This is a genomic window from Streptomyces sp. NBC_00094 (assembly GCF_026343125.1).
GTDB lineage: Bacteria > Actinomycetota > Actinomycetes > Streptomycetales > Streptomycetaceae > Streptomyces.
In genome coordinates, this window is the sequence record NZ_JAPEMB010000001.1 from 5,045,152 (window position 1) to 5,061,745 (window position 16,594).

18 protein-coding genes are annotated in these 16,594 nt (G+C 71.7%); 4 read left to right on the top strand and 14 right to left on the bottom strand.

Annotated elements, in window-relative coordinates; all coding sequences use genetic code 11:
- Nucleotides 1-62: 62 nt before the first annotated feature.
- The 4 genes from OG580_RS22500 to OG580_RS22515 form a co-directional block, all read right to left on the bottom strand.
- A complete protein-coding gene (locus OG580_RS22500) occupies nt 63-836 on the bottom strand; it encodes a GNAT family N-acetyltransferase (protein WP_267045470.1) in 774 nt (257 codons plus the stop codon).
- A 98-nt stretch (nt 837-934) separates the two neighbouring features.
- Nucleotides 935-2,128, bottom strand: a complete 1,194-nt coding sequence (locus tag OG580_RS22505; protein ID WP_267045471.1) for an HTTM domain-containing protein — start codon at nt 2,126-2,128, stop codon at nt 935-937.
- 1 nt (nt 2,129) lies between these two features.
- Complete coding sequence (locus OG580_RS22510; RefSeq protein ID WP_267045472.1) at nt 2,130-2,870, bottom strand: DUF5819 family protein; 741 nt, start codon at nt 2,868-2,870, stop codon at nt 2,130-2,132.
- A 48-nt stretch (nt 2,871-2,918) separates the two neighbouring features.
- Nucleotides 2,919-3,611, bottom strand: coding sequence for a hypothetical protein (locus tag OG580_RS22515; RefSeq protein WP_267045473.1), 693 nt, complete (start codon nt 3,609-3,611; stop codon nt 2,919-2,921).
- A 249-nt stretch (nt 3,612-3,860) separates the two neighbouring features.
- On the opposite strand from OG580_RS22515, the gene OG580_RS22520 reads away from it, so the two are divergent.
- Both OG580_RS22520 and OG580_RS22525 read left to right on the top strand, forming a co-directional pair.
- Nucleotides 3,861-5,015 (top strand): adenosine deaminase, encoded by a 1,155-nt coding sequence (locus OG580_RS22520; RefSeq protein WP_267045474.1) that lies wholly within the window; start codon nt 3,861-3,863, stop codon nt 5,013-5,015.
- A gap of 174 nt (nt 5,016-5,189) precedes the next feature.
- Complete coding sequence (locus OG580_RS22525) at nt 5,190-5,555, top strand: hypothetical protein (protein ID WP_267045475.1); 366 nt, start codon at nt 5,190-5,192, stop codon at nt 5,553-5,555.
- A 77-nt stretch (nt 5,556-5,632) separates the two neighbouring features.
- On the opposite strand, the gene OG580_RS22530 is transcribed toward OG580_RS22525, so the two are convergent.
- From OG580_RS22530 to afsQ1, 5 genes are all read right to left on the bottom strand, one after another.
- Nucleotides 5,633-5,833, bottom strand: coding sequence for a PspC domain-containing protein (locus OG580_RS22530; protein ID WP_267045476.1), 201 nt, complete (start codon nt 5,831-5,833; stop codon nt 5,633-5,635).
- A gap of 91 nt (nt 5,834-5,924) precedes the next feature.
- Nucleotides 5,925-6,473 (bottom strand): VanZ family protein, encoded by a 549-nt coding sequence (locus OG580_RS22535; protein ID WP_267045477.1) that lies wholly within the window; start codon nt 6,471-6,473, stop codon nt 5,925-5,927.
- A 218-nt stretch (nt 6,474-6,691) separates the two neighbouring features.
- Nucleotides 6,692-7,330 (bottom strand): hypothetical protein, encoded by a 639-nt coding sequence (locus OG580_RS22540; protein WP_267045478.1) that lies wholly within the window; start codon nt 7,328-7,330, stop codon nt 6,692-6,694.
- Nucleotides 7,327-8,856 carry a HAMP domain-containing sensor histidine kinase gene (locus OG580_RS22545; protein ID WP_267045479.1) on the bottom strand — a complete coding sequence of 510 codons (1,530 nt, stop codon included), beginning with the start codon at nt 8,854-8,856 and terminating at the stop codon, nt 7,327-7,329. Before OG580_RS22545 ends, OG580_RS22540 begins: the two co-directional genes overlap by 4 nt.
- Nucleotides 8,853-9,530: a two-component system response regulator AfsQ1 gene (gene afsQ1, locus OG580_RS22550; RefSeq protein ID WP_267045480.1), complete on the bottom strand. Its 678-nt coding sequence runs from the start codon at nt 9,528-9,530 to the stop codon at nt 8,853-8,855. The genes OG580_RS22545 and afsQ1 overlap by 4 nt, the downstream gene beginning before the upstream one ends.
- Before the next feature lie 169 nt (nt 9,531-9,699).
- Between afsQ1 and OG580_RS22555 the strand changes: the two genes are divergently transcribed.
- The gene (locus tag OG580_RS22555) at nt 9,700-10,443 is read left to right on the top strand and encodes a SigE family RNA polymerase sigma factor (RefSeq protein ID WP_267045481.1); all 744 of its coding nucleotides are present in this window, start codon (nt 9,700-9,702) and stop codon (nt 10,441-10,443) included.
- Nucleotides 10,444-10,576: 133 nt separating this feature from the next.
- Here OG580_RS22555 and OG580_RS22560 read toward each other — a convergent pair whose 3' ends face one another.
- On the bottom strand, nt 10,577-11,275 hold the full coding sequence (locus OG580_RS22560; RefSeq protein ID WP_267045482.1) for a uridine kinase: 699 nt from the start codon (nt 11,273-11,275) through the stop codon (nt 10,577-10,579).
- Nucleotides 11,276-11,327: 52 nt separating this feature from the next.
- Here OG580_RS22560 and OG580_RS22565 point away from each other — a divergent pair, with 52 nt between their 5' ends.
- Nucleotides 11,328-11,729, top strand: a complete 402-nt coding sequence (locus tag OG580_RS22565) for a hypothetical protein (protein WP_267045483.1) — start codon at nt 11,328-11,330, stop codon at nt 11,727-11,729.
- Between the two features lie 10 nt (nt 11,730-11,739).
- Here OG580_RS22565 and OG580_RS22570 read toward each other — a convergent pair whose 3' ends face one another.
- From OG580_RS22570 to deoC, 4 genes are all read right to left on the bottom strand, one after another.
- Nucleotides 11,740-13,071 (bottom strand): TerD family protein, encoded by a 1,332-nt coding sequence (locus tag OG580_RS22570; RefSeq protein WP_267048080.1) that lies wholly within the window; start codon nt 13,069-13,071, stop codon nt 11,740-11,742.
- Between the two features lie 102 nt (nt 13,072-13,173).
- Nucleotides 13,174-14,070 (bottom strand): aldehyde dehydrogenase, encoded by an 897-nt coding sequence (locus tag OG580_RS22575; protein ID WP_267045484.1) that lies wholly within the window; start codon nt 14,068-14,070, stop codon nt 13,174-13,176.
- A complete protein-coding gene (locus tag OG580_RS22580; RefSeq protein ID WP_267045485.1) occupies nt 14,063-15,499 on the bottom strand; it encodes an aldehyde dehydrogenase family protein in 1,437 nt (478 codons plus the stop codon). The genes OG580_RS22575 and OG580_RS22580 overlap by 8 nt, the downstream gene beginning before the upstream one ends.
- Nucleotides 15,500-15,504: 5 nt before the next feature.
- Nucleotides 15,505-16,464 carry a deoxyribose-phosphate aldolase gene (deoC, locus tag OG580_RS22585; RefSeq protein ID WP_267045486.1) on the bottom strand — a complete coding sequence of 320 codons (960 nt, stop codon included), beginning with the start codon at nt 16,462-16,464 and terminating at the stop codon, nt 15,505-15,507.
- Nucleotides 16,465-16,594: the final 130 nt, after the last annotated feature.

The window sequence follows — 16,594 nt, forward strand, 5'->3', positions numbered from 1 at the left end:
CACCGCCCTGGTGGGGGAGCACTCAATGTTACGTATCGTCGGCGGCCGAACGGCCGCTCTTCCTAAGCCCGTTCGAACCGGGACACGCTCCCGACGACCTCGAAGCCCTTCCGCCGGTACCAGCGGTGCGGCCAGTCGTCCGGGCGTGCCGTCAGGAAACGCGTCGTGCAGCCCGCGTCCGCGGCCATGTGCAGCGCCGTGTCCAGCACGGCCCCGGCGTGGCCCTGTCCGAGGTGGGCCTCGGCCGTGACCAGGTCCTCGATCTGGGCGATCCCGGCCACCGGGTCCATGTAGAGGTCGACCCACGCCGCCACCTCCCCGTCGGCGGAGTGCGCGGCGAGGAACCGCACGAGCTCGGCGCCCCGCCGCCGGGCCGCCCGCCGTTCCACCATGTCGCGGACGTACTCCGGCGACGCCTGCGGTGCGAAGCGGCTCCAGGACGCCGTGGCAGGCTCCCGCAGCACGTCCGGGTCCACCTCCCGCGCGCCGCCGTGGGCGGGCACCGGGCCCCGGTGGCACATGACGAGGGAGGTCGAGTGCCCGTAACCGGCCCGCTGCATCGGCTCCCGGCAGGCCGCGGCGATCTCCTCGCCGAGGACCTGCACATGGCGGTACGGGAGGGAGCCCTGGACCTCGTCCGCGAGACCGGGCAGCGCCTGGGGGTCGACCGGCCCGTCGACCAGCAGGTGGTTGTTCCCCCGCGAGAGCGCGTACGCGTCGTCGAAGACCGCGAAACCACCGGGGAAGTCGACCGTGCGGGCCGCCTGCCGACGGCGGAAGCCGGACAGGAAGGCGTGGACGCAGGGCAGTTCGGGGTCGCTTGCCGGGGAGGTCATCCGGGCAGCCTAGGGGGTGTCTTGTCGATCAGCCCGGATCAGGGGGCGGTGCCAGGCCCCGCGAGCCCGGCCTGATCGGCAGGACACCCCCTGAGGGGTCACCCGGCGGGGACGACGGGCCGGACCTCCCGAGTGGGCAGGGGGCGCAGCCGTTCGGCGAGTCGTTCGCAGCGGGTTCCGAGGGCGACCAGGAAGGCCGTGGGGAGGAACACCGCGTCGCAGACGACCATGGCGAGCGACAGGAAGGGGATGCCCAGGACGACGGCGATTCCCAGGTGTTCGGCGATCATCACGGCCAGCAGGACGTTCTTGACCTTGCGGTTGGCCAGGGTGAAGGGGAAGGCCACCTGCACCATGACGGTGAGGTAGCTGAGTGCCAGGACCGTCAGCGTGCTGCCGGCGAGGAAGCCGGAGAGCGTGGGCCACGGGGTGAAGTAGTCGAGGTGGAGGGCGTAGTAGAGGGCACTGCCCTCCTGCCACCGGCTCCCCTGGATCTTGTACCAGCCGGCGGTCGCGTAGATGAGGCAGACCTGGGCCGCGATCGCGAGCATCGCGCAGTTGTGGAGCATCGAGGCCGCCGCGTCGAGCGCGGCCCGTGCCTCGTGCCGCGGGAACCGGAGCTCCGCCGCGTACCAGACGCCCTGCACCGCCCACAGGGTCCAGAAGACCAGGGACCAGCCCTGGGTGGGGTACGAGGACAGCGGGACGAGCACCGCCACCGCCGCCGCCCACAGGACCAGGCCGACCGGATCGTGGCCCGGACCGTGCGACAGGACCGTCCGGCGGCGCGCGCGGCGGGCGTCGAGCGACCACACCTGGGCGCAGCGGGTGAGGACCAGGTAGATGACCATGATCCGGACCACGTTGTCGCCGCCGTCCCCGACGAGCGTGTTGCGGTTGATGACCGACAGGACGCCCGCCATGAGCAGGACGGAGGCGCCGCGGGTGCGCCAGCCCAGGAGGACGGCGACCGCGGCGGCGATCGTGACGGTGTAGACCGTCTCGAACCAGAGGCCGCCGTCTCCCCACGCCAGCGCGGTGAAGGTGCGCTCCTCGCGGATCAGGACCTGGGCCAGATCGAAGGAGAGCGCGCTGTGGTTCCCGTACAGCACATGGCGGTTCGGCCATTCGTGCAGGAGGAAGGCGAGGACGACGGAGGAGAGGCCGATCCGGAAGAAGGCGGCCTGGTAGGGGGCCCGGACGGTGGTGATCGTGGTGAGGAGCCGGGTGAGGAGCCGGGTGAGGAGCCTGGCGAGGCGTTCGGCGGGGCGCGTGGCCGTGGGGGTGGTCATGTCACAGGCTCCTGTAGTCCTGATCGGTCACCTTCCACCAGGGCAGCAGCCGGTAGTCGGTGGTGTCGGACGGCTGCTCGGAGCTCCACGCCGGCGGGTCCACCATCGTGAACCGGCCTCCGACCTGGAGCGACACGATGCGCTCGCCCTTCCAGGTGCGCCCGAGGCGCTGGAGCACCACGCGCTTGAGGTAGTCGCGGGTCATCGTCCCGGTGGCGCCCTTGGGGCGGTCGTCCGTCACGCTGTGCGTGGCGATGTACGCGTCCCAGGCGCGGCGCAGCATGTTCTGGTCGACGTGGCTGGGGGCCGGGTTGCCGTGGATCGTCTCGATGTCCCGGTCCGTGAGGTTGATCCACTCGCTCGCGTGGGGGCGGCCGTCCGCGGCCAGGGTGTTCACCCGCGCCCCGACGGCTTCGTTGCGCTGCATCGGGTTCGGCGCGAACAGCTTCCAGTCCTGGCCGAACTCCGGCTGGACGTAGGCGTCGATGGTGTCGTGGTGCTCCACGCTCAGGGCGTTGGGCGGGGCGACGCTCAGGAAGATCATGCCCAGGTGCGTCACCAGGGCGCAGACCAGCAGCACGGCGGTCGCGGTCAGCGCGGCGACCGAGGCACGGGACCAGTGGGGGGCCTCGTCACGCGTGGGGGGCGCCGGTTCGCCGCCGTCCGGGCCCGGAGGGGGCGGAGACTGCTGCGGGACCGCGCCGGTCGGACGTACGGCGGTGCGCTCGCTGGAGGTTTCCATCACGTTCCTTCGGGGCGGCGGCCCGTCCCTCGGGCCGCCGCTTCTCGATCAGTTCAGCGGGCAGTTGTTGACGCGCACGCCCTGGTAGTTGATGTCGGGGTGGGCGTCGCTCAGCACGTCGGCGACCGCGTTGGTGTCGTCACCGCCGTACCACTGGGGGTTGTCGACGACCTCGAACAGGGTCGGGTCCACCGGGGCGCCCTGGGAGACCCCCAGGTTGGACCGGGTGGCCGGACGGCCGACCGCGGCCTCGAAGTTGTCGCTCGGGCTGTACCCGGTGGCCACCCACGAGTCCAGGTGCTGGTCCTGGCGCCAGTAGCCGGGCGAGCACCACTCGGCGGGCGGGGGCGGGGTGGTGGTGCCGGTCGTGCCCGTCGTACCGGTGGTGCCCGTGGTGCCGGTCGTGCCCGTCGTACCGGTGGTGCCGGTCGTGCCAGTGGTCCCGGTCTGGCCGGTCAGGCCGATGAGTCCGGTCGTACCGATGAGTGAGACGTCGCCCAGGATCTTCGGCGCGAAGCTCACCTTCTGCGTGCAGTAGCCGAACGTGCCCTTGCAGCTGTGGCTGAGGTTGTGCTTCGACTTGTCGATGACGACATGGTCACCGCCCTTGTCGTGGTCCTCTCCACCGCGCACGGAGGCCACCGTCGGAGCACTGCCGCCGAGGGCCTGCGAAGCACCGACCATGCCGATCGTCAGGGCACCTGCCGAGACTGCGACGAGCAGTCCGCGGATGTATCGCATGCCACGTCCTTCCTTGGTGTCGGCGGGATCGGGCTCCCGCCGTGAAGGCCCCACGTAACCGCGACTCGTCGGGACCGGGAGCATCCCGAGAAGGCGGAGTCGTCTCAACGGCCCAATAAGTCGTATGCGCGAAGGTCTGAACGCGGTTCCCTTACTCCCTGCGGTGTTGACGCGGTACGGGGTGAACCACGCGGCTCGTACCGCCGCGACCGAGGCGCGCTCTACGCGCGTAGGGGCTAGAGTGCGGCAATGACGAGCCAGACCCCCAACGTCCCCACCGCGGACCAGATCCGCCGTGCCCCGAAGGTGCTGCTCCACGACCACCTCGACGGCGGACTGCGCCCCGGCACGGTCATCGAACTCGCCCGTGACCAGGGCTACGAACAGCTTCCCGAGACCGAGCCCGACAAGCTCGGCATCTGGTTCCGCGAGGCCGCCGACTCCGGCTCCCTGGAGCGGTACCTGGAGACCTTCGCGCACACCTGCGCCGTCATGCAGACCCGTGAGGCCCTGGTCCGTGTCGCCGCCGAGTGCGCGGTCGACCTCGCCGAGGACGGCGTCGTGTACGCGGAGGTGCGGTACGCCCCCGAGCAGCACCTGGAGGGCGGCCTCAGCCTCGAAGAGGTCGTGGAGGCCGTCAACGAGGGCTTCCGGGAGGGCGAGCGGCAGGCCAGGGCCGCCGGCCACCGCATCCGGGTCGGCGCCCTGCTGACCGCGATGCGGCACGCGGCCCGCGCCCTGGAGATCGCCGAACTCGCCAACCGCTACCGCGACTCCGGCGTCGTCGGCTTCGACATCGCGGGCGCCGAGGCCGGCTACCCGCCCACCCGCCACCTCGACGCCTTCGAGTACCTCAAGCGGGAGAACAACCACTTCACGATCCACGCGGGCGAGGCCTTCGGGCTCCCCTCGATCTGGCAGGCGCTCCAGTGGTGCGGCGCCGACCGGCTCGGCCACGGCGTCCGGATCATCGACGACATCGAGGTCGCCGAGGACGGCTCGGTCCGCCTCGGCCGCCTCGCCGCCTACGTCCGCGACAAGCGGATCCCGCTGGAGATGTGCCCCACCTCCAACCTCCAGACCGGCGCGGCCGACTCGTACGCCGAGCACCCGATCGGCCTGCTCCGCAAGCTGCACTTCCGCGCCACCGTCAACACCGACAACCGGCTGATGAGCGGTACGAGCATGAGCCGGGAATTCGAGCTGCTGATCGAGGCATTCGGATACACGCTCGACGACATGCAGTGGTTCACGGTCAATGCGATGAAATCAGCGTTCATTCCTTTCGATGAACGCCTGGCCATGATCAATGACGTGATCAAGCCCGGTTATGCCGAGCTGAAGTCCGAATGGCTGTTCCAGCAGACCGCTGCGACCAGCGAAGCTTCCCGTATGGCGGGCTGAACGCCACCCCTGGTGAGGGGATCGGAGCGGCCGGGTGGGCACGACACCCGGCCGCTTTCCGGTGTTTGCGGAGGAACCATTCGCTGGTTAGGTTGCGGAGTCGCTCTGCATTCCCAGGATTTCCCCTCCCGGCTTTCCTCGAAGCCCCCGGATTCCCCAAGGAAGATTCTCAAGATGAAGCAGTCTGCCGCCAAGAAGCTCGGTGTCGCCGCCCTCGGTGCCGCTTTCGCCGCCGCCGCCGCCGGCACGGCCTCCGCAGCGCCGTCCCTGCCCGTCGGCGCCGACGCGCTGGGCACGGTGACCCAGGCCGTCCCGCTGGGCGACGGCCTCACCGAGCTCCCCGACGGCGCCGCCGAGTCCCTCGGCGCCGGCCAGGGCGCTCTCGGCCAGGGCCTCGACCAGGGTGTGAAGACCCTCCCGGCCGCGGCCGGCCAGGCCACCCAGAACCTCCCGCTCGACGCCGCGGCCGGCGGCCTCGGCGCCACGCCGCTCGGCGGCCTCCTCGGCGGCCTGCCGCTCCAGGGCCTCCCGCTCGGCTGATCGCAGCCGTACACGCCGAAGGGGCGCGCACCCGGTCTCCCGGGCACGCGCCCCTTCGGCGTGCGTACGGCCCCTCGCTACCAGGCCGTGCTCGCGGTCTTCTCGGCCGGCAGGAACACCCACAGCGCCAGGTAGAGCAGGAACTGCGGGCCGGGCAGCAGGCACGAGGCCAGGAAGATCACTCGCATCGTCGTCGCGGACGTGCCGAAGCGCCTGGCCAGCGCCGCGCACACTCCGCCGATCACGCGTCCGTCGAGGGGGCGGGCAAGTGCGGCCATGGTGGGCTCCTTCGGAGTCGTCTCCGGGAGCCGCTTCGTCGGGCTCCCGATGACTCCATACTGCTGCCGGGAGGGGTGTCGGGGCGTCGGTCTACCGGGCGATCGGGACCCTGGGAATCGTCGGGGTCGAACCCTGACCCGTCTCGTTCCGCAGCAGGGGAGAACCCTCACCCGGCCTGCTCCCCGCGGAGGACTCCCCCCGCCCCGCCTCCGACCTGCGGCGCAACCGGGCCCGCCCGGCCGGCACCAGGAGGAGATGGGCGAGCGCCACCCCGGCCGTGTTCAGGAGTACGGAGTCCACGTCCACGACCTGACCCGGCACGGCGGTCTGCAACAGCTCCACGGCCAGCGACACGAGCGCGCCGGCGGCGGTCGTCCGGGTGAGGGAGGCCCACCGGGAGACGTCGAGCCGGCCGTCGGCCATCGGCAGCAGTACCCCGAGCGGGGCCAGCAGCAGCAGTCCCTCGCCGATCAGCCGGGCCGCCTCGGCACCGCCCAGGGCCAGATCGGCCCGGAGGCCGGCCAGCGGGATCGTGTTCGGCGCGGTCACCCAGGCCACGTCCCGTGGTCGCAGACTGATCCAGGCGACGAGCAGCAGATGCGCGAGGAGGAGGACGAACCCCACCACGCGGACGACCACGGCGGCACTCCCGCCCGAACCTTGACGCTGCACGCCCCCCAAGACGCCCACCACGGCGGAATCGGTTCCGCCGGACCGGGATCCGGCCCGCGGGACCGCCGCCCGCCGAGCACCGGGCTCAGCCCGAGGGGGAGCCCGCGGGCTGAGCCCGAGGGGGAGCCCGCAGTGGAAGCCGACGGAGCCGACGGAGCCGACGGAGCCGACGGAGCCGACGGAGCCTACGGACCGCTAGGGCCGGCCGTCGGCGGGGCGGACTCCGGGCGTTCCCGCAGTTCGGTCGTGCACGCGTACCGCTTCGGCGGGTAGAGGCCCGGCCCGCCGAGGAGGACCGTGTGGTCACCCGCGCCCACGGAGCTCTCCGCGAAGGTGCAGACGAGCTGCGAGAGCGCGACGGGCGCGAGGTCCTCCGGCTGCCGGCTCAGCCGCAGCGTGCCCGCCGGGTCGCCCTTGCGCCCGCCGCCCACCACCAGCGGACCGCGGACCGCGGTCGTGAAACCGGCCTGCCGCTCGTCGTCCGAGGGCTCGGTGAGGAGCTGCGCGAGCAGCCCCGTGGCCGTCCGGACCGCGTCGCCGCCCGCCTTGTCCTCCGGCAGCAGGGTCCGCCGCTCCAAGGCCTCCAGCTGAGAGCCGCACACCAGGAACACCCGGACGGGCACGCCCCGCGTGACCGACCCCGACGACGACGCCTCCCCGGCCACGCTGCACGGGACCCGGGACGGGGCCGCGCCCGCGTCCACCGGCACGGACGTGGTCCTGATGCCGCAGCCGGTGACGAGCACGGAGACCGCGGCCGCCACCAGGGCGCCCGTACCGACTGATCGCCTACCGGTCGTACGACCGGAGGTGCGGCGCCTCACGCTTCCTCCACCTCACCCTGGCTGCTGCGGGTCTGTACCTCGCGCGTGATCCCCGAGGCGTCCAGGGGCAGCCGCAGCACGAACACCGCGCCGTCCACCGCCCCGTCCTCGCCGACCGAGTTCGCGGCCGTGATCGAACCGCCGTGGATCAGCGCGTTCTCCATGGCGATCGACAGCCCGAGACCGCTGCCGTCCGACTTCGGCCGGGACGCGCTCGCCTTGTAGAAGCGGTCGAAGACGTGCGGCAGCACCTCCTCGGGGATGCCGGGGCCGTGGTCGCGGACCGCGATGACCAGCTCGTCGTCCTCCGTACGGACCGAGACCCGCACCGGCGAACCGCCGTGCTTGAGCGCGTTCCCGATGAGGTTGGCCAGGATCACGTCGAGGCGGCGCGGGTCGAGCGGTGCCACGATCCCGCGCTCGGCGTCCAGATCGACCGCGTCGAGCCAGGCCCGCGCGTCGATGCACGCGGTGATCTGGTCGGCGATGTCCACCTCGTCGAGGACGAGCCGGGCGGTGCCCGCGTCGAAGCGGGTCACCTCCATCAGGTTCTCCACCAGGATGTTGAGCCGCCGGGTCTCGCTCACCACCAGCGCCACCGCCGGGGCGATCATCGGGTCGAGCGAGTCCTGCTCGTCCTCCAGGACCTCGGTGACGGCGGTCAGCGCGGTCAGCGGGGTCCGCAGCTCGTGCGACATGTCGGCCACGAAGCGCCGGCTGGACTCCTCCCGCGCGCTCATGTCCGCGACCTTCTTCTGCAGCGACTCGGCCGCGCTGTTGAACGTCCGGGTCAGATCGGCGAGTTCGTCCGCGCCGGTGACCCGCAGCCGGGTGTCGAGCTTGCCCTCGCCGAGCTGCTTGGCCGCCTCGCCGAGCCGGTGCACAGGACGCAGCACGGTTGTCGCCGCGCCCTGCGCGAGCAGCACGGAGCCGACCACCGCGAGCGCGGTCGCGATCCCCAACGACCAGGCGAGCGAGTTCAGATCGGCCTTCTCCGCGGCCAGCGACTTGAACATGTACCCGGCGGGCCCACCGCCGTCGATCCGCGTCCCGCCGACCAGGTACGGCGTCCCGTCCCGCTCCGTCCGCTGCCAGAACAGGTGGTACGGATACGGGTCGGCCTCCGTCACCGGCCGCTCGGTGTCCACGGCCTCCCGCAGGGAACGGGGCACGTCGGCCAGGGTGAAGTCGTCCGGGTCCGAGGCGCCGACGATCGGCTTGCCCACGGCCCGCTCGCCGAGCAGCAGCACCTGGTAGCCCGCGCTGCCGCCGGCCATCTGCTCGGCGGTCCGCCGCAGGTCCTCCTCGGTGGGCCGCAGCGGCAGCGTCGCCGCCCGGTTCTGCATCTCCTGCCGGAAGTCGTTGAGCGCCCCGTCCTGGGTGCGGGTGAGCACGGCCTCACGGTTGAGCCAGTACGCGATGCCGGAGGCGGCGACGGCCGCGGTGAGCGCGACCAGGGCGAAGACGACGACGAGCCGCAGCCGCAGGCTGGAGAGCCGCAGCCGCGCGAGGATCCCCTTGCTCACGCAGGAACGTCCAGCCGGTAGCCGACACCCCGGACCGTACGGATGAGCGTCGGCGAGGACGGCACGTCCTCCACCTTGGCGCGCAGCCGCTGCACACAGGCGTCGACGAGCCGCGAGTCGCCCAGGTAGTCGTGCTCCCACACGAGCCGCAGCAACTGCTGGCGGGAGAGGGCCTGTCCGGGCCGCCGGCTCAGCTCCAGGAGCAGCCGCAGCTCGGTCGGGGTGAGCTGCAGGTCCTCGCCGTTCTTGGTGACCGTCATCGCCGACCGGTCGATGACGAGCGAGCCGTAGGTCGCCGAGTCCGTCGACTCCCGTTCGCCGCGCCGCAGTACCGCCCGGATGCGGGCGTCGAGGACCCGGCCCTGCACCGGCTTCACGACGTAGTCGTCGGCCCCCGACTCCAGGCCCACGACCACGTCGATGTCGTCGCTGCGCGCGGTCAGCAGGATGATCGGCAACTGGTCGGTGCGGCGGATGCGTCGACAGACCTCGAAGCCGTCGATGCCGGGCAGCATGACGTCGAGCACGACCAGGTCCGGCCGCTGCTCGCGCAGCAGCAGGAGGCCGTCCTCACCGGTCGCGGCGGTGGCCACCCGGTGGCCCTGCCGGGACAGGGAGAGTTCGAGGGCCGTCCGGATGGCGTCGTCGTCCTCGATCAGCAGCAGAAAAGGCACTCGGTCATTCTGTCGCATGCGGCCGTCCGCGTACGACCGCTCGCGGACTCGCTTCTGTCTCGTCTCCTGTGACACGCCTGTGACAGTCGGCGGACACCGCCATGAAGTCCGGCGGGCAGTCTTCTTGGCACACGGACCGAAACACACTCCAACCGACGGGGGGCGCGAGATGAACGCACTGCACAGCACCACCTCAAGCGCAGTTGTCACGCGTCTCCACGACGTCGTACGGAGCACCGAGAAGTCCGGCGCGGACGGGGGCACCTCCCGAATCGGGGGAGGACGGGGGTGCGTCCGCAGCGTCGGGCGTCAGCGCAAGGCGCCGTACATGGTGGCCGTTGCTGACGGGGGAGCGGCGTACGGGGAGGTCACGGGGGAACGCACGGGCTGTTCGGAGGCCGAGTTCACGGCCTACGTCCAGGAGCGTCGTGCCTCCCTGTACGCCACCGCCTACCACCTGACCGGTGACCGTTTCGAGGCCGAGGACCTGCTCCAGAGCGCGCTGTTCTCCACGTACCGCGCCTGGGACCGGATCAGCGACAAGGCCGCGGTCGGCGGGTACCTGCGCCGGACGATGACCAATCTGCACATCAGCGCGTGGCGCCGCCGCAAGCTCAACGAGTACCCGACCGAGGAGCTGCCGGAGACGGTCGGCGAGTCGGACGCGATGCGCGGCACGGAGCTGCGCGCGGTGCTCTGGCAGGCGCTGGCCCGGCTGCCCGAGCTCCAGCGGACGATGCTGGTGCTGCGCTACTACGAGGGCCGGACCGATCCGGAGATCGCGGAGATCCTGGACATCAGTGTCGGCACGGTGAAGTCGAGCATCTGGCGCTCGCTGCGGCGAATGCGCGAGGACGAGGTGCTGAGCTTCGGCCGTGACGAGGAGGAGTCCTTCGGCGAGCTGGTGGCCTGAAGGTCGGGGGGAACGGGGGAAGGACCCACGGGGGCCCACGGGGGAAACGGGGGCCGTACGGGGTACGGGGGAAAAGGCGCGGGTCGAACGAGCCGGGGGGTCTCGTCCGATCCGCGCTTCCGCGTTTCCGCGTCTACGGGCGGGCGGCCGGCGTGCGGTGGCGGCCCGCCGCCGCGGCGGCCAGGCGGCCCAGGGCCTCGTCCCTGGCACAGGGGTGGGCACCCAGCTCCGCCTGATGGGCCACGATCGCCCGCTCGGCGCGCATCAGGCGCCAGCCGCGGCGCAGCAGGAACGGCACGGACTTGCGGCCCTCCCTGAGGTCCCGGGCGAGCCGGCGCCGGAAGGTCGTCGAGGGGCGGCCGCGCAGGCAGAGCGCGTCGGCGAGGACGTCCAGCTCACGGCAGCGGGAGACGATCTCGGCAGCGAAGATGCCCTCCGCCACGAAGAGCGGGGTCCGCTCGATGTCGAGCCGATCGTGGCCCACCCGGGAGCTGGTGGCGATGTCGTACACGGGGACGTCGGTCCGTCCCGTACGGCACAGCTCGACGATGGCGGCGACGGCGGCGTCCGCGTCCCAGGACCGTGGGGAGTCCCAGTCGATGTCCGAGCTGCCGTCGACGAGCGGGAGCGACGGGTCGTCGCACTCCTTGTAGAAGTCGTCGAGGCGCAGGACCGGGAGGCCGGTGACGGCGGCGAGGGACGACTTGCCGGAGCCGGAGGGGCCGGCGAGCAGGACGACGCGGGTCGAAATCGGTAGGGAACTCACGGGACACCAGTGTGAACCATTACCCCGTGCGGTGGACCCCCGAGGAAGGCCGTTGGTATCGAGCATCACACCTCAACTACTGTCGGTGTCCGCCCGATCACCCCCCGGAAGGACCATCATGGCGCGTCACGCAGAACCCCGGACCCCCCGCCGCAACGCCCTGCTCAAGGCCGGGCTGACCGTCACGGCCGCGGGTGCCGCGGTGCTCGGCGCGGGTGCGGCGGCCCAGGCGGTCGCCCCGGTGCCGCTGCCCGTCGACTCGCTGACCCGGACGGACGCCGCCGCGGCCGGGGCGGGCGCGCTGTCGGGCGTGACCCATGGCGTGGGCCCGCTGACCCGACTCCAGCTGGACCCGCTGGCCAAGACGGGCGTCGACCCGCTGGCCAACGGCCTCGGCACCCAGGTCGCCGACTTCAAGCCGGTCGGCACCAACCTGGTGACCGACCACCTGACGCAGGGCGGCGCGATCGCCGATCTGCCGGTGGCCGGTCCGCTGACGCAGGGGCTGCTTCCCGGTTAGGTCCGGAGGCTCAGCGCCGGGCGCGTCGCAGCCAGGCCGTCGCCGCGCTCGGCTGCTTCAGGCGCGCGCGCCACGGGCCGGCCGCCCGCAGCAGATGGACGAGGACCGGGCCCTCGGGCAGTGAAAGGCTCTCCCGGCGCCTGCCGATCTGGTTGATGTACGGCCGCAGGGAGTCCGGGAGGGTCGTGGGGTCGTCGTGCCCCGCCAGGTCGTAGGAGTCGACGATGAAGTTGCTGCTGCCGCGGTAGTGGAAGGCGACGTCGGTCGGCCCTCCCGTGTGCAGCAGGACGTTCGGGCCCCAGGACTCCATCGTCTCTTCCGTCAGGAGCTGGGCCGCCGCCAGCGGCAGGACCCGCGCCTGCCAGGGCCCGTCCGCTCTCAGCTTCATCCGGAGTCGTCCGGTCTCGGGGACGACGTGGAGCAGGCGGCCCCGGAAGTCCTGTTCCGTGCTGTTGACGAGGAGGTCCATCTCCTTGTTCTCCGGGCCGAGGGTCCACACGCCGGTGTAACCGTCGGTCTTGAGGGTGAGTTCGACCATGACCGGGCCCGGCGGGAGGTCCTCGACGTCGAGGACCGCGTTGCCCGGGCCGGAGAGCGTGCGCGGCTCGAAGACGGCCCCGAACGTCCAGCCGGACGGGCCTTGCGCGACGGGCGGGTACGCGTACGGGACGGGGTCCGGGGTCCGGGAAGGGACCTGGAGCTTGGCGGGGGCCGGGAGGGGGGTCGGAACGGGGGCCTGGGCCGGGACCGGGACCTGTGGCGCTTCCGGCGTCCGCGTCTCGGCCTCCGCCGCCTCCGCCTCCGCCGGGGAATCCTCCGGCGGTGCCTCCGCCGCCTCCTCCGCCACGTCCACGCCGTGGTCCGCCGCCAGGCCGACGAGGCCGTCCAGGTAACCCTGGCCCACCGCGCGGAACTTCCAGCCGCCCGCGCGCCGGTACAGCTCCGCGAGGACCATCGCCGTCTCGCCGCCCGCTTCGGTCACCTCGTACCCGACGACCGTCGTGCCGTCCGGCCCGAGGACCCGTACGGACAGGTCGCGTACGTCCCGCAGCGCGCCGCCCTCCGTCGACGCGACCACGAGGACGCGGGAGATCTCCTGCTCGACGCCCGTGAGGTCGGCGTCCACCCAGACCGTGCCGTCCTCGCCGCCGTCCCCACCGTCGGAGAGCCGTACGGCGCCCGACGGGTGGACCGGGGCGCCGTCGAAGACGATGTCCGCGTCCCCCCGGACCCTGCCCCGCTCCGTCACGAGCAGTGCCGCCACGTCGATGTCGTTCCGGACGGCGACGCGCAGCACGGCCGTCGGGACGAAGACGTTGTCTCCCTTGATCAATCCCCTCATCATGAGCGGATCTTGCAGTCGGCCGGGTGCGCGGGGCAAGAGCCGACGGCCCCCGGGTGCGTACACCCGGGGGCCGTCGTCGCGCTGTCGGCGGGAGCCGGACTAGTAGGAGGAGCCCGAGGCTCCCAGGCTGCCCGTCGGGTGCCAGACCGTCTTCGTCTCCAGGAACGCGGTCATGCGGTCCGTGCCGGGGGACTCCGCGAAGTCCTCGGTACGGGGGCGCAGCACGCGCTTCAGGTTGTCCGCCGCCGCGATCTCCAGGTCACGGGCGAGGTCCGCGTCCGCGGCGCCCGTCAGGTCGATCGCGTTGACGTCCTGGTGGGCCGCGAGGTGCGGGCCCATCTCGGAGGCCTTGCCGGAGAGGATGTTGACGACACCGCCCGGCAGGTCGGAGGTGGCGAGCACCTCGCCGAGCGAGAGCGCCGGCAGCGGGGACTTCTCGCTCGCGATCACGACGGCCGTGTTGCCCGTCGCGATCACCGGGGCGATCACCGAGACCAGGCCCAGGAAGGACGAGTCCTGCGGGGCCACGACCGTGACGACACCGGTCGGCTCGGGGGAGGAGAGGTTGAAGTACGGGCCGGCCACCGGGTTGGCACCGCCCACGATCTGGGCGATCTTGTCCGTCCAGCCCGCGTACCAGACCCAGCGGTCGATGGCCGCGTCGACGACCACGGCAGCCTTCGACTTCGACAGGCCCTCCGCGTCCGCGACCTCGCGGACGAACTGCTCCCGGCGGCCCTCCAGCATCTCGGCGACGCGGTAGAGGATCTGGCCGCGGTTGTACGCGGTCGCGCCGGCCCAGCCGCCGAAGGCCTTGCGGGCGGCGACGACCGCGTCACGGGCGTCCTTGCGGGAGGAGAGGGGCACGTTCGCCAGCCACTTGCCCTTGGAGTCCGACACCTCGTACACCCGGCCGCTCTCGGAGCGGGGGAACTTGCCCCCGACGTACAGCTTGTAGGTCTTGAAGACGCTCAGACGCGTGGTCGATTCAGACATCGAGGTAGGCCTCCAGGCCGTGGCGACCGCCCTCGCGGCCGAAGCCCGACTCCTTGTACCCGCCGAAGGGCGAGGTGGGGTCGAACTTGTTGAACGTGTTGGCCCAGACGACACCGGCGCGGAGCTTGGACGCGACCGCCAGGATGCGGGAGCCCTTCTCCGTCCAGATGCCGGCGGAGAGGCCGTACTGGCTGTTGTTGGCCTTCGCGACGGCCTCGTCCGGGGTACGGAACGTCAGCACCGACAGGACCGGGCCGAAGATCTCGTCGCGGGCCACCGTGTGCGCCTGCGTGACGCCCGTGAAGAGCGTCGGGGCGAACCAGTAACCGGCCGACGGCATGTCGCACGCGGCGGTCCAGCGCTCGGCGCCCTCCGCCTCGCCCTGCTCCACCAGCGAGGTGATGCGGGCCAGCTGCTCGGAGGAGTTGATGGCGCCGATGTCGGTGTTCTTGTCCAGCGGGTCGCCGAGGCGGAGCGTGGACAGGCGGCGCTTCAGGCTGTCGAGCAGCTCGTCGTGGATCGACTCCTGGACCAGCAGGCGCGAGCCCGCGCAGCAGACCTGGCCCTGGTTGAAGAAGATGCCCGTGACGATGCCCTCGACGGCCTGGTCGATGGGGGCGTCGTCGAAGACGATGTTGGCGCCCTTGCCGCCGAGCTCCAGGGTCACCTTCTTGTCGGTGCCGGCGATCGAGCGGGCGATGGCCTTGCCGACGGCGGTCGACCCGGTGAAGGCGACCTTGTTGACGTCCGGGTGCTCGACCAGCGCGGCGCCGGTCTCCCCGTACCCGGGAAGGATGTTGACGACGCCCTTCGGCAGCCCGGCCTGGCGGCAGATGTCCGCGAAGAACAGGGCGGTCAGCGGGGTCGTCTCGGCCGGCTTCAGGACGACGGTGTTGCCCGTCGCGAGGGCCGGGGCGATCTTCCACGCCAGCATGAGCAGCGGGAAGTTCCACGGGATGACCTGGCCGGCCACGCCCAGCGGGCGCGGGTTCGCGCCGTAGCCCGCGTGGTCGAGCTTGTCGGCCCAGCCCGCGTAGTAGAAGAAGTGCGCCGCGACCAGCGGGAGGTCCGCGTCGCGGGTCTCCTTGATCGGCTTGCCGTTGTCCAGGGTCTCCAGGACGGCCAGCTCGCGGCTGCGCTCCTGGATGATCCGGGCGATCCGGAAGAGGTACTTGGCGCGCTCGGAGCCGGGCAGCGCCGACCACTTCTCGAAGGCCTTGCGGGCCGCCTTCACCGCGCGGTCCACGTCCTCGGCGCCCGCCTGGGCGATCTCGGACAGGACCTCCTCGGTGGAGGGGGAGACGGTCTTGAAGACCTTGCCGTCGGCCGCCTCGACGAACTCGCCGTCGATGAACAGGCCGTAGGAGGGGGCGATGTCGACGACGGACCGGGACTCGGGCGCCGGCGCGTACTCGAATGCAGATGCCATGTTGATCAGTCCACCGTCACGTAATCGGGGCCGGAGTAACGGCCGGTAGCCAGCTTCTGGCGCTGCATCAGCAGGTCGTTGAGCAGGCTGGAGGCGCCGAAGCGGAACCAGTGGTTATCCAGCCAGTCCTCGCCGACGGTCTCGTTGACGAGCACCAGGAACTTGATCGCTTCCTTGGTGTTGCGGATGCCGCCGGCCGGCTTCACACCGATCTGCACACCGGTCTGCTCGCGGAAGTCGCGCACGGCCTCCAGCATGAGGAGGGTGTTGGCGGGGGTGGCGTTGACCGCGACCTTGCCGGTCGAGGTCTTGATGAAGTCGGCGCCGGCCATCATGCCGAGCCAGGAGGCGCGGCGGATGTTGTCGTACGTGGACAGCTCGCCGGTCTCGAAGATCACCTTGAGGCGGGCGCGGTCGCCGCACTCCGCCTTGATCGCGGCGATCTGCTCGTAGACCTTCAGGTAGTGGCCGGCGAGGAAGGCGCCACGGTCGATGACCATGTCGATCTCGTCGGCGCCGGCCGCGATGGCGTCGGCGGTGTCGGCCAGCTTCACGGGGAGCGCGGCGCGCCCGGCCGGGAAGGCGGTGGCGACCGAGGCGACCTTGACGCCGGAACCCGCGACGGCGGCCTTGGCGGTGGCCACCATGTCGGGGTAGACGCAGACGGCGGCGGTCGTCGGGGTCGTGCGGTCGGTCGGATCGGGACGGACTGCCTTGGCGGCGAGCGCCCGGACCTTGCCCGGGGTGTCCGCGCCTTCGAGCGTCGTCAGGTCGATCATGGAAATGGCCAGGTCGATGGCATAGGCCTTGGCCGTGGTCTTGATCGATCGGGTGCCGAGGGATGCGGCGCGCGCCTCCAGGCCGACGGCGTCGACGCCGGGCAGCCCGTGGAGGAAGCGGCGCAGCGCACTGTCGGACGCGGTCACGTCGGCGAAAGCGGAAGCTGCGGATGCAGTGGTGGGCATGGTCACCAGTCGAGCATATCTACGCGCGTAGCGACCTGTACAGGGGACAGGCTTCGCAGAGCCCGAGGTCACAGGCGGGCCGTCGGCGTGGTGACCCGCACCGGGCGGGTGGGGTGAGCTCCGTCACAGG